Genomic DNA, 21,559 nt, shown 5'->3' on the forward strand with positions numbered 1-21,559 from the left:
GATTTACTCAACTATTGAAAAGGCAGCCAATTGGCTGCCTTTTCTCGTTATACTATGAGTCTTTTGGCAATGTGCCTTTAGGTGACGAATATGATAACCAAGTTACCGAAGTGGATATTGTGGGGTGGGGCGGTATTGGCATTTAGCGCCGGCTGCGTGAACACAACCGCATTGATGGGCTTTGCCAATCTATCAGTCTCGCATGTCACCGGCAATGTTAGCTTATTTGCAGCAGCTATCGCTTACTCAGATTCTCGCAGTATTTTGTATATCGGTGCGCTACTATTGTCTTTTTTGTCAGGGGCAATATTGAGCGGTTTTGTCATTGGGCAGACATCCTTAACACTAGGCCGTCGTTACGGGCGTGCGCTATATTTTGAAGCAGCATTGCTAATAGCTGCCTATTGGTTATATCAGCAGCATGATTATCTCGGACAATTGGCAGCAGCGATGGCCTGCGGATTGCAAAACGCGATGGTAGCCACTTATAGCGGAGCAGTTATTCGCACGACTCACCTGACAGGACTGACATCCGATATGGGTGCAGCAATCGGTAACTGGCTTGCGGGTCGCTCCATTAGTAAGCCGACATTGGGTTTTCAGGCCGTTATTTGGTATTGCTTTTGCGGTGGTAGTACAGTAGGGGCTTTTTTGTTTGCAAAAGTTGGCTATGATGCGTTGTTTGTACCCATCGCAATCGTTCTAACAGCAGCATTTATATATAACTATGTCTCCAATCACCTACCAGAACAAAGAGAACCAAAACTAAAGAAGCGCTCATCATCATGACAAGCGCTTCTTGTTTTTGCTGTTAATGCTAGATAACTGGCTTTATTTGCCGTTCTGCCATCTTTTATTTTGTGCCTTCTTCTTGATGATCTTCATGCTCATGCATACCTTGCATCATATCTAGCGCTGAGTCGTCAGTACGCTGTTGATCTTCTTTGGCCAGACCATCTTGATTGATGTCTTTTGGCGCCATTTTTGTGGTTGCATCGGTTTTGTTTGCATCTGTCATAGTATCATTCCTCTTGTTTTTATTGATGATTATCTATCTAACCTTACGATTATGTGGTATCAGCTTTTACTTGTATAGCGCTAATTAATGAATTTTTGCAAGCTTTGTGTAATTTACCAAGCGGAGTCTTCATAAGAAGCAGAAAGTCACTTCTAAATTATAAAATAAAGTTGGGAATTTATTATTGTTAATAAATCAAGCAGATACCTTAAAAAAATTAATCAAACCATATTCATATATAAGTTATTCTGATATGATATTTTCGCGCGTAATGTTCGCTATATGAATATCATGATGTCTTACAATAAGTGTGTGTCGCAATAATTTTGACTTCATACTCACTCTGGATGCGATAAGGATAATTTATGTCAGAGAAAAAGCTGGATAGCCATATTCCTGATGATGGTAACGAGTATTTATTTACGGATACATTCCCAAAGGGAACGGGAAAAGGATTGATCGTGGTCGCCATCGCGGCAATCATTAGTTTTATTATTTACAGTGTATTGCCATTTGAAGTCAGTGCCAATAAAGGGCTAGCAATGCTGTTTTTTATCGGCGTGCTATGGCTCACCGAGGCAATACACGTCACTATCACTGCGATCTTGGTGGTTGTGGTTGGAACATTAATTGGCATTCCTGATTTTAATGCTGAAGTAGGTCTGCAAAGCTTTGCTAGTCCCATTATTTATCTCTTCTTTGGTGGTTTTGCCTTAGCGGCCGCGTTACATGTACAGAAGCTTGATAGAAAGATTGCGCTAAAAATTCTATCGTTATCAGGTGGTAAGCTAAGTACCGCTGTACTATTGATTTTTGGCGTGACTGCGTTTTTGTCCATGTGGATTTCAAATACAGCAACAACGGCAATGATGCTACCGCTTGCACTTGGTATTTTGACGCAAGTGGACAGTAAAGAAGATCGCGGTACGTTTGTGTTTGTACTGCTCGGTATTGCTTATTCAGCAAGTTTGGGTGGTTTGGGTACGATTGTTGGCTCGCCACCAAATGCGATTGCGGCAAAAGCATTGGATATCGCGTTTGTTGATTGGATGAAGTTTGGTATTCCAATGATGCTGATACTATTACCAGTACTGTTGGGTGCGATGTATTTGTATCTAAAGCCGAACCTAAACCGCACGATGACCTTGCAACAGGACGAGAACATTCCTTGGACTAAGCCGCGCGTATTGACAATTGCTGTTTTTGTTATAACGGCAGTCAGCTGGATATTGTCTAAGCAAATTGGTGCGGCAGTTGGTATTGAAGATACCGATGCCGTTGTTGCATTGCTTGCAGCAGTGGCGGTCGTGAGTTTGGGTCTGGTGTCTTGGAAACAAGTATCAGACAACACGGATTGGGGTGTATTGATGTTATTTGGTGGCGGTATTGCGCTATCAAATATTCTAAAAGTATCAGGTGCGTCATTAGTACTGGGCGAGACGGTTGCTAATGGCTTACAAACTGCACCACTATTGGTTGTAATGCTTGCAATCTCAGCTTTTATTATTTTCTTGACAGAGTTTGCATCAAACACGGCATCAGCCGCGCTCTTAGTACCTGTGTTTGTGGCAATTGCCGAGCATATGGGTATACCGAGCGAAGTCTTGGTACTTATTATTGGTATCGGTGCGTCTTGTGCCTTCATGCTACCCGTTGCTACACCGCCAAACGCTATTGTGTTTGGTACAGGTTTGATCAAGCAAACGGAGATGGTGCGTACAGGTGTTATCCTCAATATCATCTCTACTGTTATCGTTGGGTGTTGGGCGTATTTCTTCCTACTATAGTCTAACGAACCATTAGCATTACCATGATAAATAGAACCTGATGCCCCAATATTAATGAGGCATCAGGTTTTTATTTTTTATACTCTATTAATTTATAACATCATAACTTATGGGGATAATAGACCGTATGATACCCTCTAGCTGTAAGACTCTCATTACAATCGCTGCTATTTCAGATATTCATAGTAATGTCTTCGCGCTTGACGCTGTGCTTACCGATATCAAAAAGCGCGGTGTCGACCAAATCGTCAATTTGGGTGATATTTTATATGGGCCGATAGCGCCGAGGGCGACCTATGAAGTATTAATGACACATCGAGATGATATTGTTACCATTCGGGGCAATCAAGATAGGCAGATTTATGAGGCGCTGCATTTATCAACCATGGCAGAAATCGCTAATAATCCAACAATGGATTTTATTGTCAAAGATTTACCTAAAGACGCGATTGAATGGATGCGCGCTTTACCGTTTGATTGTCATTTAAATGAGGATGTTTATCTTTGTCATGGGACGCCAACCGATGACATGGTATATTTGCTTGAGGATATTGCAACAGGCGCACCGACAGTACGTAGCGACTCAAATATCTTGTCATTATTAAATGGTATCGCTAGCCCTGTCATTATCTGTGGACATACGCATATTGCGCGTACAGTCACACTATCGTCAGGGCAAATGGTTATTAATAGTGGCAGTGTGGGTTACCCAGCTTACGAAGATGATTTGCCCATTATTCATAAGATGCAAACGTATTCGCCTCATGCCAGCTACGCGCTGATAACCTTTATAGAGACACCGCAAGGTAAACGCTGGCAAACTGAGCATATTAAAGTGGCTTACAATCATAAAGCAGCAGCAGAACTGGCACTCAAAAATGGACGTAAAGATTGGGCATTTGCACTGAATACTGGACGAGTCTTGCAATAAGACGGGATCGATATCATGCTCAGCTCAAACTAGCTACAATGAAAAACTGATAAGGACGGCGTTATATGCTCACTCTATATATGGTTCAACTTGGCGCTCGTCCCAAAGGTCGCCTGATTGAACAGCACGATATCTTTTTTGGTGTGGCCAATCACGTTAGCGAGCTGGTAGAGGATATTAATCAGCATTGGCCAGAAGTCAAAAACAAATGGCACATTGATTCGTATCGAGCGATTACTAAAGTTGATGGCTATGCGATTAAACTGGTTGAATCAGGTGAGCAGGTAAGCAAAGATGCTGACTTAAAGTTGTTTTTTATCAATTTAGGTGGCTATCAGCAGGGCAGTTTTGAAGAGTTTCACTATAAGCTTCTGATCGTCGCCGCCAGTCAGGCACAAGCCATTAAGCAAGCAAAGCAAAGCGAGTTTTATAAACAGTTCACTTTCAAAGATGACGCATCGCCGTTCGACGCCGCTTCACATATTGATGATAAGTGTGAAGTGGATATAGATGATATCTATGACGTGAATGATCTTCTCTCAAATGCTCAGCTGTTGATTGAGCCTATCGTTGATGCAGACGGTGTCGATATCAAAGAGGACAAAGAATACGTGGGTTATCTGAGTATTAAAAATTTAAGGAAATTATCCTAATATGTCACTAGATATGTATTATAAAAGTGGTCTAATCCGCAAAGCGCGCTGTCAGATATCTGATGAAATGTTACCCATCCTTTATCAAATTCATGATAACGCAAAATTTCCACAATTAACGTGGTTAGTTGACAATATTTATGAAAACCCGCAGATTCAACCTGACATAGCGAAAGAGTTAGCTAATGAGATGTTAGGGTTTGAAAAATTAATACTGTCACTACATCTTCCTTTTCCTAGGCTGGCACTGCAAAAAATGCATACCTTTTTTATGGGGGCTGCGACTAACCAACAGGTTATTTATACTGCTAGTAATTAGTTTTCTCATTTAGACCATTTCTATGCCTTTAATGATGTGAAATTTAACATTCATGGTCTAAGTGTGTCTTCATTTTGGATAGAGTCGTTATCGTCCTCACTGCCGTAGAAAAAACTTCAGCTTTGCAACTAAGCATCATAACTACCTTGAATCACCCTGCATTTGCCTCCATAATCTAACCACTTATACATAATAAATAGCCTAAGCAAATATGTCTGATAATTTTGAGAATCCCAGTCTAGAAAAATCTACTGTAGGTGAAACTAACAGTGCAAAGCAACCAGCGGAATTACTGAGTGATTTACCAGTACTTGCCAAGGACAGCTATTATTTAAGCCGTCTCGAACGGGAGCTGGCGCGCGCTGCTGTGTCCAAAAATAAAAAATCCAATCATGATTCTGAGCAAAAAAACAATCACGACGATGTCCTTGCCAAGAAGCGTGCCCAATACGACAAGATAAAAACGCGCTCTCAGGAAGCAGTGCAGGCACGTATTGATAGTATCCCAAGTGACTTACCTGCCAAGTTGAATCTTGATTTGCCTGTTAGCCAACGCGCAGAAGATCTGGTACAAGCGATCATTGATAATCAAGTGATTATCGTGGCTGGTGAGACAGGTTCTGGCAAGACAACGCAGTTACCTAAGCTCGCGATGCTGGCAGGACGCGGTATTACTGGACAGATAGGGCACACGCAGCCAAGACGACTGGCAGCTCGCAGTGTCGCAAACCGTATTGCCGAAGAATTGGGTGAGCAATTAGGGAATACGGTCAGTTTTAAGATTCGCTTTAATGAGCAAGGCTCAGCGCAATCTGTCGTTAAGCTAATGACCGATGGTATTTTACTGGCTGAGCTGGGTCACGATCGTTTTTTGAGTAAGTACGATACGATTATTATCGATGAGGCGCATGAGCGTAGTTTAAACATCGACTTCATCATGGGTTATCTCAAAAAGATGTTACCCAAGCGTCCTGATCTAAAGGTCATTATTACCTCAGCGACCCTCGATACCAAGCGCTTTAGTGAGTACTTTAGTCGTTACGATGCAAAATTAAAGCGACAAGTTCCTGCACCAATCTTTAATGTTGAAGGTCGTAGCTTTCCGGTAGAAGTCCGCTATCGTCCGCTGACGGATGAGCCAGTAAACAGCTCAGAAGATGATAGCTATGACGATTTTGAAGAAAATCTACCGCGTGCTGTCGTTGCCGCTGTCGAGGAGTGTTTTAGCGACGCGCAAAATAAAGGCCATGCTGATCAGGCTGATATCTTGATATTTGCCGCGACTGAAGCAGAAATTCGTGAAATGCAAGAAGTGCTTGAGAGGCACGGTCCACGTCATACCGAAGTTTTGCCACTGTTTGCACGGCAGACGTATGAAGAGCAGCAGCGTATCTTTCAGCCATCAGGTCGTGGTCGACGTATTGTCATCGCGACCAACGTTGCTGAGACTGCGTTGACTGTACCGGGTATTCGCTATGTGATTGACTTGGGGTTTGCGCGGATTTCGCGTTATTCGTATCGCTCACGTGTGCAGCGTCTACCGATTGAAGCAATTTCGCAAGCGGCTGCCAACCAGCGTAAAGGTCGTTGTGGCCGTGTCGCTCCGGGTGTCTGTATTCGCCTATATTCTGAGGAGGACTTTAACGGTCGTCCTGAATTTACTGAGCCTGAAATTCTGCGTACTAACTTGGCATCTGTGATATTACAGATGGCAAACCTGCGTTTAGGCAGTGTCGATGACTTTGAATTTATTGAGCCGCCTGATAGCCGATTGGTTACGGATGGTCATAAATTGCTTGATGAGCTGGGGGCAATCACTTCCAAAAAGGACATCGCTGCTCAGGACAAAACCAATAAGCCAAAACGTCAAAAAGGGCTCGATCACCTGCGCTTGACAGCGACTGGTCAGAAAATGGCACGTATGCCAATCGACCCACGACTGGCACGTATGCTGGTGGCTGGTTCTGACTTTGATTGTATTCGTGAAATGCTGATTGTCGTGGCCGCGCTTGCGGTACAAGATCCACGTGAGCGTCCTGCCAACAAGCGCACGCAAGCCGATCAAAAGCATGCAGTCTTCCGTCAAGATGATTCAGATTTTTTGTTCTATTTAAGTCTGTGGAAAGCATTGTTTGAAAAAGATGAAGACGGCAATAAACTGTCTGGTAATCAGCGTAAGCAGTTTGCGAAAAAGAACTATCTGAGCTTCCCGCGTGTCCGTGAATGGCACCAGACACATCGTCAACTGGTACAAATGGTGACTGAGCTTAAATTAACAGACGTCAATGACTCACAAGCGTCTGATAAAAATGTAGCTAAGAATGACCCAACCGCGATTGAAGATGAAGAACTAAAAGCCGTCAAATATGCCAATTTGCATAGAGCGCTCTTGACGGGTCTGCTGTCTATTATTGCGCATAAAACCGAAAGTCGCGGTGAGTATTTGGCGGCGCGTCAGCAAAAAGCTAAGATATTCCCAGCGAGTACAGTGTTCAAACAAATCCCGCCTTGGGTGATGGCGTTTGAGATGGTTGAAACCTCGCAAGTCTTTATGCGTACCGTTGCCAAAATTGAACCCGAGTGGATTATTTCAGCTGCAGGCGACTTGCTCAAATATCATTACTTTGAACCGCATTGGTCCAAGAAAACCGGGCGAGTCAAAGCGTACGCGCAGATTAGCTTGTTTGGCTTAATCATTATCAGCAAGCAGCTGACCAATTATGAGCAAGTAAACTTGGCTGAGTCACGAGAGATTTTCATTCGTGATGGTCTGGTGACTGGCAACTTCGGCCGCAATGCGCCATTTTTACAGCACAATATGGACAAAGTTGCTCATGTTGAGCGCATCGAAGATAAGCTACGTCGCCGCGATTTATTGGTTGATGAAGAAACACTCTATCAGTTCTATGATAAAAAGATTCCTGAGCACGTCGCTAGCCGCAAAACGTTCGAAGACTGGCGCGCAGAAGTAGAAAAAAACGATGCTAAGTATCTGTTTTTTACCGATGAAGATGTACTCACTAGCCAAGCACCAACGACGGGCGACTTCCCAGAAGTATGGAAGCTGGGTGATCTAAAACTGCCGCTACGTTATGTCTTTGATCCAGCAAGCGATGATGATGGTGTGACCATACGCGTACCGCTTGTCGCATTACCACAGCTTGACGCGATTGAGCTACTATGGGGTGTGCCTGGTTGGCGCTATGAGCTGGTGCTACAGTTGCTCAAATCATTGCCAAAAGATATCCGTCGTCAGATCGTCCCGATACCTGATACCGCAGATAGCTTGTTTGATGAGTTGCAGCAGCAAGGTGGGCAGGGATTATTAAAACAACTGTGCCAAGCGCTCAATCGCCGCGGTATTATGTCGGTGACGCCGGAGAGCTTTAGCCCTTCTACGATTGACCGTTATTTGCAGCCACAAATTTGTGTGGTCGATGACAAAAACCGCATTATCGAAAAAGGTCGTGATCTGCAAACGCTACAGATTCGTCATGCCTCCGAGACCAGTCAAGCGGTGAATGAGCAACAAGGCGCGCATACTGAGTTCCCTGAGCATTTTGCCTTTAGCAAAAACCATCATAGCGCAGGCGTGGTCATGAAGCAGTTTGCGGCGCTCGTTGCCGATGAAGCAGGCGAAGCGGTATCGATCCATCAGTACACCGATGTCAATGCAGCACTACAAGCGCATCGTATTGGCGTATTGACCTTAATTAAAGGTAAACTTGGCGCGAAGAAAAAACAGCTCACTAGTCAAGTGGATAAAATATTCAAACTGGCGTTTGCACCGCTTGGTGATATGGAAAAGCTAAAAACAATCGTCATTGATGCCACATTAGATGCTACGCTTGAAGAGCATTATGTGTTATTTGGCCATACCGAGAGTCTGCCTGAGAGTGCTGATGATATCGCAGTTGGATTGAGTGAGGAGTTACCGTTTACGCCTGAGGAATATGCGCAGACGCTAGAAGTTGTGTTGAGCAATTTCTTATTGACCGGTCAAAGTGTCATAAAAACGCTGAAAAATGTTTATACGCGATGGCAGCGTATTCGCCAGAGTCTATTGATGTTAGACCGCGAAATATTTGGGGAATCTATCGATGATATCGAAGATCAATTAGAAGATTTGTATTTGGCTGATTTTGTCTATCGGATGGATTATAGCCATTGGCAGCAGTATCCACGTTATCTTGAGGCACTAGAGATTCGCCTTGAGCGTCTTGAGCATAATTTGGATGCCGACCTTGATGGTGTCTATGCGCTTGACTTGCATATGGAACGGTTAGCAGGGCGTGCGGACAAAGAAGCCATTAGCGAATATCGCTGGATGGTAGAGGAGTATCGTATCCAGCTATTTGCTCAGCCGATGAAAACTCGTGTGGCAGTTTCGCCCAAGCGTCTTAGTAAAATGTGGGACAAGGTGGGCTAGAACCAAAAGTTTCTTTGAATGTTAAGGCCAGATTAGCAACTGCTGATCTGGCCTTTTATTTAAGTAGGTTTCAATGACTCATCTTTTCTGTGAGCACGCCCATACTATAAAGCATGAAAGCAATCACTGTCAGTGCTACGATAAATGGTGTGAGTATCCAAATCACCACGTTAATCAGAATTGACGGTAGTAATCCATTAAATAGCTCGAGATCTGGGGTAAAAAAATCTGTCATCACATCCACTGCACGCTTGGCAATGGGGAAGAGTAGAGTGCTTAGGGCCAGCATATAGATATATTTGCTAAAGCCTGGGTCACTCATGACGACCATAAAATAGAACACTGAGAAAAAAGTGATACCTAGTGCCCAGCATTTGAGAGTGTAGCTTAAACGAATCATGTCATTTCCTCCCCAAGCTTTTCGATGAACGTACGTAAAAAAACACTACGTTATATATCCAAAATTTTAAATATATATTATATGTTATAATACGAATATATTGGTGAGTCAACTGTTTTTATTCGAGTAACAAATCTCTTTTAGCTAAAAAATAAGAAAGTATAGAGATATTTTGAGTAGATATTTGCCTTAAAATCTATTTATATTCAATCCTCTATAAAATAGTGACAGCGTTAACCTCACTTGAAGTATCACATATACATCTGCGCTCGGTTGCCCTGTATCTTTTTTAAACTGAATCCACTATATCAGTGAATGTTTCGATACTCAGATGCGCTCTTGTAGCTACAAGAGGATAGCGCTAGAAAGCATTAGAAAATAGCAATCAATTTATAATTTGTGGCGGTAAATAAATGATCAATTCATTGAATCGTTCTATGAGTACGCTGTAGAGATGGTTTTGCTCTAAAGGCGTCACATACCTCACGCTGATGAGCGCTTGAAGTTGACCAAGATAAGGGAGGTAGGCCTGATATTGAGTCTGTTATGCCAAACTCGATAAGTCTCAGAGTTACCATCACAACGATAATAAAATCCTGCCGCTATAGATATCAATGATGAGACAGTTATCACATTAGCTCACTGCTTGGACTGACTCCAAACAGCCGCTTGTACTCTCGGCTAAATTGACTGGGGCTTTCATAGCCAACTTGCATGGCTATTTGCGATATCTGTGCTCCTTGTCCGTGTATCCTAATCAATCGTTTTGCTTTCATCAATCTTAAGTTTTTTTGATACTGTAGTGGACTCAACTGGGTGATTTCTTTGAAGTGCTGGTGAAACCCTGAGACACTCATACCACATCTACTGGCTAGACTCTCTACCATAATAGGCTCATTTAAATGCGACTTTATCCAGTCAGTGGCTTGGGCAATACGGTGTGTATGGCTACCATCAACGACCAACTGCCTAAGCTTGTTACCTTGCTCCGCTAAGAGTAGTCGATAATATATTTCTTGTTGAATCAGTGACGCCAAAAATTCAATATCGTTTGGATAATCAAGCAAGCGTATCAATCGATCAAATGCCGCCATTATCGCGTCATCTAACGGCCATTTTATGCCTAAGTGACTATTTACTATGGGTGTTTTAGAGGGTATTTGTGCCAATATCTCTCTAATCATGGCGAGATTTAATTTCATAGATAAGACGATAACAGGACGCTCTACTGAAGCATGTTTTATATGCATGCTCAGCGGAATATTGACAGGACAAAACATCAAGTGGCTATTATTGAATCTTTGGCAGTCCGCTCCTAAGTAAATCTCACGCTCACCTTGCAAGACAATACAAATGCTTGGCTCTTGGATATAGCTAACAGCTTTGCTTGGTTTATCGGCACAGTAAAAAAATAGCCCTGCGACATCAGATTCAAGGGTTTGATTCCTAGGCAATATATTAAGAAGTCGGTCTATGGTTTCTTGATTCATGAGGACAGCTTGTTTTATAAGACTGACTGATAGTATAAAAATTTATAGGATTAGGCAAGAGTTATAGAGGTCTGTTCTAACGGATAACTGCCAGCGATTCTATAATAGTCTTATCGCAACAGCGTAAGTACAACCTCTAATAATATAGGTAAGGAACTATAAATCATGAAAATATTTTATAAAACTCGCGCGACAGCCACTGGTGGACGTTCTGGTCATACTGGATTAGATGATGGTTCATTAGGATTTGATTTGGTGTCTTTTCAAGAACAAGATAAAGAAGGTGTGAATCCAGAGCAGCTTTTTGCTATGGGTTATGCCGCTTGTTTTGATAGCGCTTTGAGCATGGTTGCACAGCAAATGAAACTGCCTGTCACCGCTTCAAAAACTTCTGCGCAAGTCGGTATCGGTATGAAAGCAGATGGTAGCTACAACTTGGATATAGAGTTGCATGTCGAAGTATCAGGTATTGACGAAGCGCAGGCACAACAGTTGATCGAAGCCACACATCAGGTGTGCCCATATTCTAATGCCACTCGTGGCAATGTAGATGCCCGCTTAGAAGTGACCGTTATCTAAAGGCTTTTAGCTTTTACTGGTAGCAAGCGAATCATTAACTCAATATGATAGCTTACACAAAACCGCCCCGATTTTTATAAATCAGGGCGGTTTTATGCTACCTAGAAGAATAGAGTAATAGTGCTAACCTTTTGTCATTAGCCGAGCTCGTGATAGGTCATCATAAGTAATCACTGTACTAGGCTGGCACTTTTTTATTTAAGGTAAACACCAAGACTGCGCCTAAAATGACTGCACTGGCAATAATAAATGGCAACGTTAGTTGCTCAGATAAAAATATCACGCCTAGTACAGCCGCAATCACAGGCACACACAGCTGAACAATAGCCGCTTGCGTGTTCTTTAATAATGGCATTGCAGTGTACCAGATACTGTAGCCCATCCCTGAGGCGATCGCTCCTGACGCACAGGCGAGCAATATCCCTTCGCTGGTAATGCTTTCTAAACTGATGTTTTTTAAACCTATTTCATCCAGATACATTAGGCCCACCAGTAGTAATATCGGAACGGCCACCAAACTCCGCACAAAGTTAAACCCTGTCGCTCGTAGCGGTGAGATGCATGATGTACCGCGTATGCTGTATACTCCCCAAGCCGCGCCGCTCATAGCCATCAATGCTGCGGCTAGTGGTGATGGAATGGCGGCTGATGGCAACATCAAATACACGAATCCTGCTACTGCGACGATAAATGCCAACCATTGTAGTGCGCTGAGCTGTTCTTTTTTGTAGATACCCCAGCCAATCATCGTGAGCTGAACCGCCGAAAACAAAATCAAAGCACCCGTGCCAGTATCAAGCTCTACATATGCAATCGAAAAACATAATGCGTAAATGACCAAACTGACACTACTGATCCAACTGCCTTTGTCATTTAAGATAGCATCAACAGAAGACTTGTCAGCGGTGAGTGCTTGACGCTGTAGTCTGTAGGCGTGAATCGTCATGATAATCACTAAGCAGGCGGCCGCACTGAGCAGACGAATGACCGTAAAGCTCCAAGCATCTATATAACCTTCTGCTAGCGCCATCCGGCAAAACAGGGAATTTGCGGCAAATGCGATCAATGCAATAATAGTATAAACAGTAGCTTTCAAAAATAATTCCTACAATGAATAAGGGAGCATAAAATCAGCAGGCATAGGATTTTAGTTTTGGGTATGTATGTATTACTGTCACGATGGTTTATTTTTAGCGAAAACAATCGCCGTCTCACAAGACAGGATATTTTGTCGTACTTGTGGCAAAAAGTCTGTTTTAAATGAGAATAACGATAGTTGTATTGACGATAAGGTCTGAAAATAGGGATGATGTGCTTCGCATCAAACGAACTATTAGAACAACATTCATTAAACACAATACATCAGATAAATAAATTGGAAACGAGAATATGGATTGGGCAAGTATTTTTATTCATGACACAACTTGGTTGTTTGCCGTTGAAATCTTAATACGTGTCACCGTCATGTTTGTATTAATTATCACGTTCTTGCGCTTCACTGGCAAGCGCGGCGTTCGTCAGCTTTCTATCTTTGAGCTGACCATTATCCTATCACTTGGCTCTATCGCGGGTGATCCTATGTTTACTGAGGATTTGCCGATTATTCAAGCCGTACTGATCATGGGTTCAGTCATTGTTCTTTATCGAATCTGTACGTGGGTTATGATGAAATGGCAGCCTTTTGAAGACTTGTTGGAAGGCAAGTCACTTTATATCGTAGAAGATAGCATGCTGGTGTTGGATAAGATTAAAAAAGGCAAAATGTCTCACGATGAGTTTTTTGCTGAAATGCGCCAGCAAGGTGTGGAGCATTTGGGTCAAGTGCGCATCGGTTTACTTGAGACAGATGGCAACTTTAGTATTTTATTGCATTCCTCTGAAAACACAGTTTACGGCATGCCATTGTTTCCTAAACAGTATCAAGCTGTTGAGGAGGTAGAGATAGGGGCTCACTACGCCTGTATGTATTGTGGTTATGTCGAACAGTTATTAGAAGCTGATAAATGCTGCCCGCGCTGTGAGGATAATTGCAATAATTGGGCTAAAGCGTTAAACAATCAGATAGTCAAGTAGCGTAACGACTAGGCTAATATAACGATAATGCTGCCTTATCAACTAAGCTAAGGCAGCATTATTTCAAACTATTATCAGTTTACGTGGCTTTCTTCATACAGCGCGTGGCTTATATCACTTATGTAACTTTGTACCAGTCAAGTTTGCGAGTCATTACCATGACGCAGGCAAGTACCATAAAGCAGAATATCGCACCTAGTAATAGATTGAGATCTTCTGTACTTAAAATACCAAAAAACGCAGCATATAACCCGGCGAGTGTTGTGGTAAAAATTAAAGCCCGTTTCAAACCGCCAAATACATAGTAGCTATACCAACCAATAAGTCCTACGCACGCGCTAGCGGCTACCGTATATGCTTGCCAAAAGACGATTTGCTCAGCAAGTGGTAGTAATAGGACATAAAAAACAAATAATGCGCAGCCAACGAGCAGATACTGAATAGGGTGAATGCGACTGGATTTAAGCACTTCAAATAAAAAGAAAGTGCCAAACGATACCAAAATTAACAGCAGGGCATACTTCATGGTTCGTTCAGTTTGTAGGTAAACATCATTAGGACTCGCAAAACTAACCCCAAAGCTGTTTAGCGGAACACTTTGATTACTACCAGCTACCGCCGCACTGTCTGCCGGCAGTCCCCTTGATGAGTCAAACGAATCAGGGTTATATGACTGGCTATCGGGATTGAGCGTGGGTTCACTGATAATGGTGCAGTGATGGTTAGGCGTGCTGATACATTGGGAGAGAGATTGATTGTTAGCGACGGTCAGATACTGATTTTGCCAACTGGCATCAAACCCTTCATCGGTAATATTCTTAGTGTTTGGTAGCGCCTTACCGATGAAGTTTGGTGTTTGCCAATCACTGTGCATAGACAGCGTAAAGTTCTGCCCAGTAGGCACCGTAGTCAAATTGCTAATACCAGATAAAGGCAAATCGATCGTAATCTTGAGCGCTTGATTGTCTTTAGGGTTAGATGGTTGGCGATCTACCTCTGATTTATCTGGATTTGTATTCATTGCGCCTTTGGCAACGAGGGTCTCTTTATTCTGCTGGCTAGTAGGATCTATTAATTGAGCCAATACATCTTCAGGAATATCGACTTCAACATAGGTCAAGTTCTCTATCATTGGTATCTGAGGATAGCTCGCTCCAATCGATTTTTGATTGATTGTGACGGCAGGCAGGGTAGCGACACCGCGTAAATCAGACACAGGAATGATCAGTTTTGCCTGATTCAAGTGGGTGATGGTTTTGGCTAGTTGCGCTTTGTCTGCATTAGGAGATGTCATTATTGAATCTGCATCATTACTCATTGCAGTTACGGTACTGTCTATATTTTCTAAAGTGTTTACAAACTTATAACTTTGATCGAATATCAACTGACCATCATAGCTAGTAGCACTATAGATACCGCGCTTATAAGTGTCTGTGCTTACTTTTAGGTTTTGTGCAGCCTGCGTCTGAGTGGCAAATACCGTCTCAATTTTCGAGTATGGTGACTCGCATTTGCTCTTTATATTTGGTGTATCTGATGCATCTGGCTGACAGGCAGGGGTGACTGTCGTAGGAACGGCGATAAATGGAGTGATGACTTCTTGTGGATTGACATGCTGCTGGGTGATCTCTTTTATTACTGATTTTGCGTAGTATTGCCTCTCATAGATGATATTACTAGGGCGTGTTGAACATTGGGAATAAAACGATGGCAAAAAAATAGCAAACGGTTAGTCTTTAAGTTCTCACACAAAAAAGACATCGTTTGCTATGCCTCGTACAATGCTCAAAGATCAACACTGGACAAGACTAAGACCTATATTACTAGAACTTAATATCTATGACAAAGGGAATCTTAGACAAACAGTCGAAGGCGTATTATATCGTATGCGTGTTGGCTGTCCTTGGCGTGATCTGCCACCTTACTTTGGTAAGCCTAATACCGTCTACAAGGCTTATCAGCGCTGGTTTCGTAGCAATAAACTGATTGCGCTGTTTGCTTTATTAATGAAAGACTCAGACTGTGAATGGGTGTTTATCGATGGCACACACATTAAAGCACATCAGCACAGCAATGGTAGCAATGAGGTGGAACAAGCCATTAGTAAAAGTGTGGCAGGACGCGCCACCAAGATTCATTTAGCGGTTGATGCTCACGGCAACCCTATTACTTTTATCTTATCAGATGGTACGACTCACGATGTAAAGGTGGCTCCAGACTTAGTTGATAAGATTAATTTAAGTGGTACAGACAGGCTATGTGCCGATAAGGGCTATGATTCTGATCCGCTGCGAGCGCATATTGAACAAGCGGGTTGCTTCAATAATATTCCTCGAAAACAGAATACTAAGTCCACCAATAACCATATGGACTGGCACTTGTACAAGGCTCGACACTTAGTTGAAAATGCTTTTGCTAAGTTGAAAAACTACCGGGCGGTTGCAACTAGATTTGATAAGCTCAAGCAAAGTTATGAGAATACGGTGGCTCTCGCTTGTGCCTATCTTTGGTTGAAACTTTGAATGTTCAACACGCCCTAATCATACTAAGTCCGATCAAAAAAATAATACAAAGCCCTACAATGATGGTTAACTTAGTCAATAATGTTTTTTGCATGTTGTCGCCTCCTACGTGTCTTTAATTCACAGCTGCCGAGATAGCAGACTGTGGCTTTAAAGAACATCATAGGGAGGGTATAACGAGAAAATGTGCAGGAACGATGAAAAGAGTGTGAAAGGGTAGGTATCAGGATTTTTGAATCAATGTTTTTGAATCAATGTTTTTTGAGTATTAATGCTTTTTGGTATCGCCAACGACTTTATCCATAATAGCGAATAACAAGCCAGACAATACAAAGGTCATGTGAATAACAACTTTCCACATGAGCTTGTCAGCATCAAGCTCACTCATTCCGCTAGATATATCCATAAAGGATTTCAGAAGATCAATCGCCGAGATAGCAACGATCGCTCCGATGACTTTTAATTTTAAGCCTGAGAAATCCACTTTTCCCATCCAGCTGGGACGATCATCATGAGTGCCAGTGTCGATTTTTGAGACAAAAATCTCGTAACCACTGAATATAATGATGAGCAATAAGCTGGCAACCAGCGAGATATCAACCAATACCAGTATGTCTACGATCACGCTGGCTTCAGAAGCTATGAGAATATCAGCAAACATATACCACAGCTTTTGGACAAACTTAATAAATAATAAAATAATACCTAACACTAACCCAAGATAGAAAGGCGCCAGTATCCAGCGGCTATTAAATATGGTTTTTTCTAAGTAAAGCTCAAACTTCTTTAGCATGGGTATCTCTTCAGTTTCAAATACAAAAAAGTTTTAAAAATATAAATATTAATAAGTTTAGCTCTAGTCAGGCGATATGTTGTCCATATTAGCGAGCTGCGCTACTACTTGCTGGACACGTTCTTTTCTATCGCCACTAATGCGCTGAAAAGGTTTTTGATGCTTGCTTAATTGACTGGCAAAATAGGCGCTTATCTCATCACGTTGGTGCGGACTGTCTCGTAGGTCATCAGCCACCCATGGTATATCAACCTCAGTTAATAGTATCAAGTCATAATGATGCGCCAATGCTGCTTGCTCAAGAGCGGCAGGGCAGTCGCCGTAATACCAATGAGAGTAGACCATCAGCTCAAACAGACTGGTATCACAAAACAAATAGCGGTTTTTATTAGACATTCGGGTGACTTGTTTGGCCAGTTTGTTCTCTGACGCTATCTGACCTTGTGCGATAGGTAGCAGGTCATCCCATGTACAAGTCAGCTGCTCCTCATCCCACTTCGCTTGCAAGTAAGTACGCATATATTCTGACACCCACAGACTATCGAAATGCGCTGCCAAATCACGGCATAGGGTTGTTTTCCCCGTACTTTCTGCGCCCAAAACCGCGACAGTAATGACAGATTCAGGCGTATGCTGCTCGAGGTTGTGTACGGTAGCGTCGTTGCCATTCATAGTATGCCCAGATTGCGATGAGAGTGAAGACTACATATTGTAGCGCGGTAAAAGTAAAGCCTTTATAAAAGTATAGTGGTACCGATATCGCATCAGCAATGATCCATAGTATCCAATGCTCAATTTTGCGCCTTGCCATAAGCCACATTGCCATTAGAAACAAAGCTGTAGTGAGCATATCGGTATAGTCCACCCAAGTGAATAGATGCACACCAAGAACGGCACCATCAAAACTAAAGCCATTATTAATCACTGGACGGAAATAATATATCAGCGCCACAAAAGACATGGTTGCTATTGCCAAAGCAGACAAGATAGGTATATCGCCTGTATGTAAGTGCTCAATACGGACGTTATTTGACTCATGAGTCTCTATAGGCTGATTCTTTTTGTTTTTTGACCAGTTAATCCAACCGTATAAACTCATCACCGTATAGTAAGCATTGATTAACATATCGCCAAACAGCTGCCACTTCCATAGTAAATACACAAATATCGCTGTACTGACTAAGCCAATTGGAAAGACTAAGATGTTGGTTCTGCTGGCAAGCAAGACACTTGCCACTCCAAAGACCACGGCAATCAACTCTAGGACGATAAATGTCGTGGAGTAGTCTGCATATTGACCAAATAACCAGTTAAGAAGTTCTGCCATTAGTATTCCTAAAGATGAGCGTGTATCGATGCGATTGGTTGGTTACACAGAGCAAAATGGCGCTAATTATAACGTAGCTATCAAAGAATGACGTGAGTCTTTGCTTATTTATCGCCAGAAACAGATTATTTGTAACAAAGCATTAGAAAAAAATTAATATTCAGGCATAATAAAGGCACTGATTTTAAGTTTACAGTTATTCACTGAAACTGAATGGCTATTATTTTCCACTTTTATGCTTATTCCAAGCACCACAGTAGTAGACAAGGAAGCGTATCATGACGACTTGTATCACGGGCACAGGCCTGTATATCCCACCTTACAGCATCAGTAACGAAGAGTTAGTAGAATCATTTAACCAGTATGTTGAAAATTATAATGCAAAGCATGCTGATGAGATAGCAGCAGAGACTGTTACAGCACTTCAGCCTTCTTCGGCCGCTTTTATCGAAAAAGTATCTGGTATCAAATCACGTTATGTGATGGAAAAAGACGGTATTTTAGACCCTGAAATCATGGCACCAGTCATTGCCTATCGTAACTTAGGCGAAGAGCTGTCTGTGATGGCAGAAATGGGCGCAGCTGCGTTAAAAGACGCATTGGCTGATGCTGGACTTGAAGCCAACGATCTAGATGGTATCATCCTTGCTTGCTCAAACTTCCAGCGTACGTATCCTGCGGTTGCCATCGAAATTCAGAATGAGATTGGGATGGTTGGCGGCTTCGCTTACGATATGAACGTTGCTTGTAGTGCCGCAACGTTTGGTTTATCGCAAGCGCATGGCTCTATCGTTTCTGGTCTGGCTAAGCGTATCGCTGTGGTTAATGTTGAGATCACCTCAGCGCATCTAAACTGGCGCAACCGTGACAGCCACTTTATTTTTGGTGATGTGGCGACAGCTTCTATTGTTGAAGAATTAGACACACCAAAAGGTTATGAGATTCTAAACGCTAAGCTATTTACCCAGTTTTCGACCAATATCAAAAACGAATATGGCTTTATGGATCGCTCAGAGTATCTAGCCGCGCAAACGGAGATGTATCCAGATATCAAAGCGCCGGTCACTGATAAACTGTTTTTGCAAAATGGTCGCAAAGTATTCCGTGAAGTTTGTCCAAAGGTGTCTGAGGTTATCACTGAACACCTACAAGAAAATGATATACCGACCTCTGATGTTAAGATGATGTGGCTACACCAAGCCAATGCCAATATGCTAGATTTGATTCTACGCACTGTCATTGGTAAAGAAGCAGATAAAGCGATTGTCCCAAGCGTCATTGCTGAATTTGCCAATACCAGCTCAGCAAGCCCTATGATTGTATTTCATCGCTATAAAGATGAGCTAGCATCAGGTGATTTGGGTGTTATTTGCTCATTTGGTGCTGGTTACTCTATTGGCTCAGTATTGGTTCGTAAAGTCTAACGTCTCAATACGACACCTTTATATAGATAAAAATATTATAGATAAAAATAGCTAAGAGTCTTCTTAGCTATTTTTTTGTCTACTAATCTTGATATCAGAACCAAGTATCTTTATCTAAGAATAAGTAGAGATATTTGAGAGTATAGTAACAAGATTACTGCGAATATCGAGAAGAATGCTTAGAGGTTTTAATTTACCCCAAAAAATTTGCTATAATCACGGGCTTATTCCTCTTATCCAATTAAAAGTCCTTTTATGAAAGAATCCTTACGCCTGCGTTTAGACCAGATGGTAGACCGTTATGAAGAGGTCACCGCCTTGTTATCAGATCCTAGTGTCATCAGTGATAATAATAAATTTCGCGAATTGTCTGTCGAGCACAGCGACTTGATGGATATCACGACCTTATGGCAGAACTATTTGGGCGCAGAAACGGATCAGGCCGATGCTGAGGCGATGCTAGCTGATGCGACAGATCCTGACATGAAAGAGATGATGCAAGACGAGATTGAGACGGCGCGTGATACTATCGTAGAGATGGAAGAAGCGCTTAATGTCATGATGCTACCAAAAGATCCTAACGATAAGGTGCCAGCATTCTTGGAGATTCGTGCCGGGACGGGCGGCGATGAAGCAGCGATTTTCTCTGGTGACTTGTTCCGCATGTATCAAAAATACGCGCAGAGCCAAGGCTGGACACTAGAAGTGCTCTCTGCAAATGAAGGGGAACATGGCGGTTATAAAGAAATCATCACTCGCGTATCGGGTAATAGTGTATATGGACGTCTAAAGTTTGAATCGGGCGCTCACCGTGTACAGCGTGTCCCTGAAACCGAGAGCCAAGGTCGTGTTCACACATCAGCTTGTACGGTTGCAGTCATGCCAGAAGTTGAGATTGATGATACCGTTGATATCAATCCTGCCGATATTAAAATGGATACTTTTCGCTCAAGCGGCGCGGGTGGTCAGCACGTTAACACCACTGACTCAGCCGTACGTTTGACGCATATTCCGACGGGTACTGTGGTAGAGTGTCAGCAAGAGCGTAGTCAGCACAAAAATCGTGCACATGCGATGAAAATGCTGGTTTCTAAAATCCAGCAAGCCAAAGTGCAAGCGCAGGTCGATGTAGCGGACTCTATACGCCGTGACTTGGTCGGTAGTGGTGACCGCTCAGAGCGTATCCGTACTTACAATTTTCCACAAGGCCGTATGACCGATCACCGTATCAACTTAACGCTATATAAGCTTGATTCCATTATGGAAGGTGACTTGGATGAGATTCTTGATGCACTGTTACGTGAGCATCAGGCTGACTTGATGGCTAGCATCGGCGGTGACTAATTGCTTTTTAATGGTCAGTAAATCCATATCTTACAGGTGAGAAATATAATGAATAATCGCTTAGCTTTATTTTTTATGGGTTTGTTTTCCTTATTATTTATATCTGCCTGTCAGACACCAGCAATGACAGAAGAACAAAATAATGCCAATTCTGCATCCAAAATCGTAGAGATGCTGGCAAAAGAATGCCTTGCAAAAGGCGGTGAGTACACCAAAGAAGGTCGACTACAAGCCTATCGCTGTGTACAACAGTTTTCAGATGCAGGAAAATCTTGTAGCGACAGCTCTGAGTGCCAAGGCAAATGTACCAATTCGGATACTGCTATTGAAGCTGGCACGGCAAACGTAACAGGAACTTGTGCCGCCAATGATAACCCTTTTGGTTGCCGTCAAACTATTGAGGGCGGCGTTGCTAAAGGATTTTTGTGCGTAGATTAATCTTATAAATTTTTAAATATAAAAACTAACTT

The 21,559-nt window shown here is 42.5% G+C and carries 20 protein-coding genes; 12 read left to right on the plus strand and 8 right to left on the minus strand.

Annotated elements, in window-relative coordinates:
- The first annotated feature begins 90 nt into the window (after positions 1 to 90).
- Positions 91 to 789 carry a YoaK family protein gene (locus ACTXGK_RS22165; RefSeq protein ID WP_443516865.1) on the plus strand — a complete coding sequence of 233 codons (699 nt, stop codon included), beginning with the start codon at positions 91 to 93 and terminating at the stop codon, positions 787 to 789.
- Positions 790 to 853: 64 nt separating this feature from the next.
- On the opposite strand, the gene ACTXGK_RS22170 is transcribed toward ACTXGK_RS22165, so the two are convergent.
- Positions 854 to 1,018, minus strand: coding sequence for a hypothetical protein (locus ACTXGK_RS22170; protein ID WP_201598769.1), 165 nt, complete (start codon positions 1,016 to 1,018; stop codon positions 854 to 856).
- 365 nt (positions 1,019 to 1,383) lie between these two features.
- Between ACTXGK_RS22170 and ACTXGK_RS22175 the strand changes: the two genes are divergently transcribed.
- The 5 genes from ACTXGK_RS22175 to hrpA all read left to right on the plus strand — a co-directional run bounded on the left by ACTXGK_RS22175 (position 1,384) and on the right by hrpA (position 9,137).
- Complete coding sequence (locus ACTXGK_RS22175; RefSeq protein WP_443516864.1) at positions 1,384 to 2,805, plus strand: SLC13 family permease; 1,422 nt, start codon at positions 1,384 to 1,386, stop codon at positions 2,803 to 2,805.
- A gap of 127 nt (positions 2,806 to 2,932) precedes the next feature.
- Positions 2,933 to 3,736 (plus strand): metallophosphoesterase family protein, encoded by an 804-nt coding sequence (locus ACTXGK_RS22180; RefSeq protein ID WP_443516862.1) that lies wholly within the window; start codon positions 2,933 to 2,935, stop codon positions 3,734 to 3,736.
- Between the two features lie 65 nt (positions 3,737 to 3,801).
- On the plus strand, positions 3,802 to 4,389 hold the full coding sequence (locus ACTXGK_RS22185; protein WP_443516861.1) for a DUF1543 domain-containing protein: 588 nt from the start codon (positions 3,802 to 3,804) through the stop codon (positions 4,387 to 4,389).
- Position 4,390: 1 nt separating this feature from the next.
- Entirely contained in the window at positions 4,391 to 4,708 is a 318-nt protein-coding gene (locus ACTXGK_RS22190) for a hypothetical protein (protein WP_443516859.1), read from the plus strand.
- A gap of 211 nt (positions 4,709 to 4,919) precedes the next feature.
- Positions 4,920 to 9,137: an ATP-dependent RNA helicase HrpA gene (gene hrpA, locus ACTXGK_RS22195; RefSeq protein ID WP_443516857.1), complete on the plus strand. Its 4,218-nt coding sequence runs from the start codon at positions 4,920 to 4,922 to the stop codon at positions 9,135 to 9,137.
- 70 nt (positions 9,138 to 9,207) lie between these two features.
- On the opposite strand, the gene ACTXGK_RS22200 is transcribed toward hrpA, so the two are convergent.
- Together ACTXGK_RS22200 and ACTXGK_RS22205 are read right to left on the minus strand one after the other, a co-directional pair.
- The gene (locus ACTXGK_RS22200) at positions 9,208 to 9,537 is read right to left on the minus strand and encodes a hypothetical protein (protein ID WP_201598780.1); all 330 of its coding nucleotides are present in this window, start codon (positions 9,535 to 9,537) and stop codon (positions 9,208 to 9,210) included.
- A 629-nt stretch (positions 9,538 to 10,166) separates the two neighbouring features.
- Positions 10,167 to 11,027: an AraC family transcriptional regulator gene (locus ACTXGK_RS22205; protein WP_443516855.1), complete on the minus strand. Its 861-nt coding sequence runs from the start codon at positions 11,025 to 11,027 to the stop codon at positions 10,167 to 10,169.
- Positions 11,028 to 11,192: 165 nt separating this feature from the next.
- Between ACTXGK_RS22205 and ACTXGK_RS22210 the strand changes: the two genes are divergently transcribed.
- Positions 11,193 to 11,606, plus strand: coding sequence for an organic hydroperoxide resistance protein (locus ACTXGK_RS22210; protein WP_058024690.1), 414 nt, complete (start codon positions 11,193 to 11,195; stop codon positions 11,604 to 11,606).
- 178 nt (positions 11,607 to 11,784) lie between these two features.
- Here ACTXGK_RS22210 and ACTXGK_RS22215 read toward each other — a convergent pair whose 3' ends face one another.
- On the minus strand, positions 11,785 to 12,702 hold the full coding sequence (locus ACTXGK_RS22215) for a DMT family transporter (protein WP_443516852.1): 918 nt from the start codon (positions 12,700 to 12,702) through the stop codon (positions 11,785 to 11,787).
- 293 nt (positions 12,703 to 12,995) lie between these two features.
- Here ACTXGK_RS22215 and ACTXGK_RS22220 point away from each other — a divergent pair, with 293 nt between their 5' ends.
- A complete protein-coding gene (locus tag ACTXGK_RS22220) occupies positions 12,996 to 13,679 on the plus strand; it encodes a DUF421 domain-containing protein (RefSeq protein WP_443516851.1) in 684 nt (227 codons plus the stop codon).
- A 118-nt stretch (positions 13,680 to 13,797) separates the two neighbouring features.
- Here the strand turns inward: ACTXGK_RS22220 and creD are convergent, their stop codons facing one another.
- Entirely contained in the window at positions 13,798 to 15,393 is a 1,596-nt protein-coding gene (creD, locus tag ACTXGK_RS22225) for a cell envelope integrity protein CreD (protein ID WP_443516849.1), read from the minus strand.
- Positions 15,394 to 15,448: 55 nt separating this feature from the next.
- Between creD and ACTXGK_RS22230 the strand changes: the two genes are divergently transcribed.
- On the plus strand, positions 15,449 to 16,201 hold the full coding sequence (locus ACTXGK_RS22230) for an IS5 family transposase (RefSeq protein ID WP_443517754.1): 753 nt from the start codon (positions 15,449 to 15,451) through the stop codon (positions 16,199 to 16,201).
- A gap of 268 nt (positions 16,202 to 16,469) precedes the next feature.
- Here ACTXGK_RS22230 and ACTXGK_RS22235 read toward each other — a convergent pair whose 3' ends face one another.
- The 3 genes from ACTXGK_RS22235 to pnuC all read right to left on the minus strand — a co-directional run bounded on the left by ACTXGK_RS22235 (position 16,470) and on the right by pnuC (position 18,321).
- Positions 16,470 to 16,994, minus strand: coding sequence for a TIGR00645 family protein (locus tag ACTXGK_RS22235; protein ID WP_371532099.1), 525 nt, complete (start codon positions 16,992 to 16,994; stop codon positions 16,470 to 16,472).
- Between the two features lie 63 nt (positions 16,995 to 17,057).
- The gene (locus ACTXGK_RS22240) at positions 17,058 to 17,666 is read right to left on the minus strand and encodes an ATP/GTP-binding protein (RefSeq protein ID WP_443517729.1); all 609 of its coding nucleotides are present in this window, start codon (positions 17,664 to 17,666) and stop codon (positions 17,058 to 17,060) included.
- Complete coding sequence (gene pnuC / locus ACTXGK_RS22245; RefSeq protein WP_443517728.1) at positions 17,617 to 18,321, minus strand: nicotinamide riboside transporter PnuC; 705 nt, start codon at positions 18,319 to 18,321, stop codon at positions 17,617 to 17,619. The genes ACTXGK_RS22240 and pnuC overlap by 50 nt, the downstream gene beginning before the upstream one ends.
- Before the next feature lie 278 nt (positions 18,322 to 18,599).
- Between pnuC and ACTXGK_RS22250 the strand changes: the two genes are divergently transcribed.
- The 3 genes from ACTXGK_RS22250 (at position 18,600) to ACTXGK_RS22260 (ending at position 21,527) form a co-directional block, all read left to right on the plus strand.
- A complete protein-coding gene (locus tag ACTXGK_RS22250) occupies positions 18,600 to 19,745 on the plus strand; it encodes a beta-ketoacyl-ACP synthase III (RefSeq protein ID WP_238038258.1) in 1,146 nt (381 codons plus the stop codon).
- 255 nt (positions 19,746 to 20,000) lie between these two features.
- Positions 20,001 to 21,089 (plus strand): peptide chain release factor 1, encoded by a 1,089-nt coding sequence (prfA, locus tag ACTXGK_RS22255; protein ID WP_201603140.1) that lies wholly within the window; start codon positions 20,001 to 20,003, stop codon positions 21,087 to 21,089.
- Positions 21,090 to 21,137: 48 nt separating this feature from the next.
- Positions 21,138 to 21,527 carry a hypothetical protein gene (locus ACTXGK_RS22260; protein ID WP_443517727.1) on the plus strand — a complete coding sequence of 130 codons (390 nt, stop codon included), beginning with the start codon at positions 21,138 to 21,140 and terminating at the stop codon, positions 21,525 to 21,527.
- Positions 21,528 to 21,559 lie beyond the last annotated feature (32 nt).

Source organism: Psychrobacter sp. T6-5 (assembly GCF_052258485.2).
In the GTDB taxonomy this organism is placed as follows: Bacteria; Pseudomonadota; Gammaproteobacteria; order Pseudomonadales; family Moraxellaceae; genus Psychrobacter.

Bases quoted from the DNA above. Each gene is read 5' to 3' on its own strand.
- ACTXGK_RS22190 (WP_443516859.1), top strand. From the start codon at position 4,391: ATGTCACTAGATATGTATTATAAAAGTGGTCTAATCCGCAAAGCGCGC.
- hrpA (WP_443516857.1), top strand. From the start codon at position 4,920: ATGTCTGATAATTTTGAGAATCCCAGTCTAGAAAAATCTACTGTAGGT.
- ACTXGK_RS22240 (WP_443517729.1), bottom strand. From the start codon at position 17,666: ATGAATGGCAACGACGCTACCGTACACAACCTCGAGCAGCATACGCCT.
- ACTXGK_RS22210 (WP_058024690.1), top strand. From the start codon at position 11,193: ATGAAAATATTTTATAAAACTCGCGCGACAGCCACTGGTGGACGTTCT.
- ACTXGK_RS22185 (WP_443516861.1), top strand. From the start codon at position 3,802: ATGCTCACTCTATATATGGTTCAACTTGGCGCTCGTCCCAAAGGTCGC.
- ACTXGK_RS22250 (WP_238038258.1), top strand. From the start codon at position 18,600: ATGACGACTTGTATCACGGGCACAGGCCTGTATATCCCACCTTACAGC.
- prfA (WP_201603140.1), top strand. From the start codon at position 20,001: ATGAAAGAATCCTTACGCCTGCGTTTAGACCAGATGGTAGACCGTTAT.
- ACTXGK_RS22260 (WP_443517727.1), top strand. From the start codon at position 21,138: ATGAATAATCGCTTAGCTTTATTTTTTATGGGTTTGTTTTCCTTATTA.
- ACTXGK_RS22200 (WP_201598780.1), bottom strand. From the start codon at position 9,537: ATGATTCGTTTAAGCTACACTCTCAAATGCTGGGCACTAGGTATCACT.
- ACTXGK_RS22170 (WP_201598769.1), bottom strand. From the start codon at position 1,018: ATGACAGATGCAAACAAAACCGATGCAACCACAAAAATGGCGCCAAAA.
- ACTXGK_RS22205 (WP_443516855.1), bottom strand. From the start codon at position 11,027: ATGAATCAAGAAACCATAGACCGACTTCTTAATATATTGCCTAGGAAT.
- ACTXGK_RS22180 (WP_443516862.1), top strand. From the start codon at position 2,933: ATGATACCCTCTAGCTGTAAGACTCTCATTACAATCGCTGCTATTTCA.
- ACTXGK_RS22220 (WP_443516851.1), top strand. From the start codon at position 12,996: ATGGATTGGGCAAGTATTTTTATTCATGACACAACTTGGTTGTTTGCC.
- ACTXGK_RS22165 (WP_443516865.1), top strand. From the start codon at position 91: ATGATAACCAAGTTACCGAAGTGGATATTGTGGGGTGGGGCGGTATTG.
- pnuC (WP_443517728.1), bottom strand. From the start codon at position 18,321: ATGGCAGAACTTCTTAACTGGTTATTTGGTCAATATGCAGACTACTCC.
- ACTXGK_RS22235 (WP_371532099.1), bottom strand. From the start codon at position 16,994: ATGCTAAAGAAGTTTGAGCTTTACTTAGAAAAAACCATATTTAATAGC.
- ACTXGK_RS22230 (WP_443517754.1), top strand. From the start codon at position 15,449: ATGCCTCGTACAATGCTCAAAGATCAACACTGGACAAGACTAAGACCT.
- ACTXGK_RS22175 (WP_443516864.1), top strand. From the start codon at position 1,384: ATGTCAGAGAAAAAGCTGGATAGCCATATTCCTGATGATGGTAACGAG.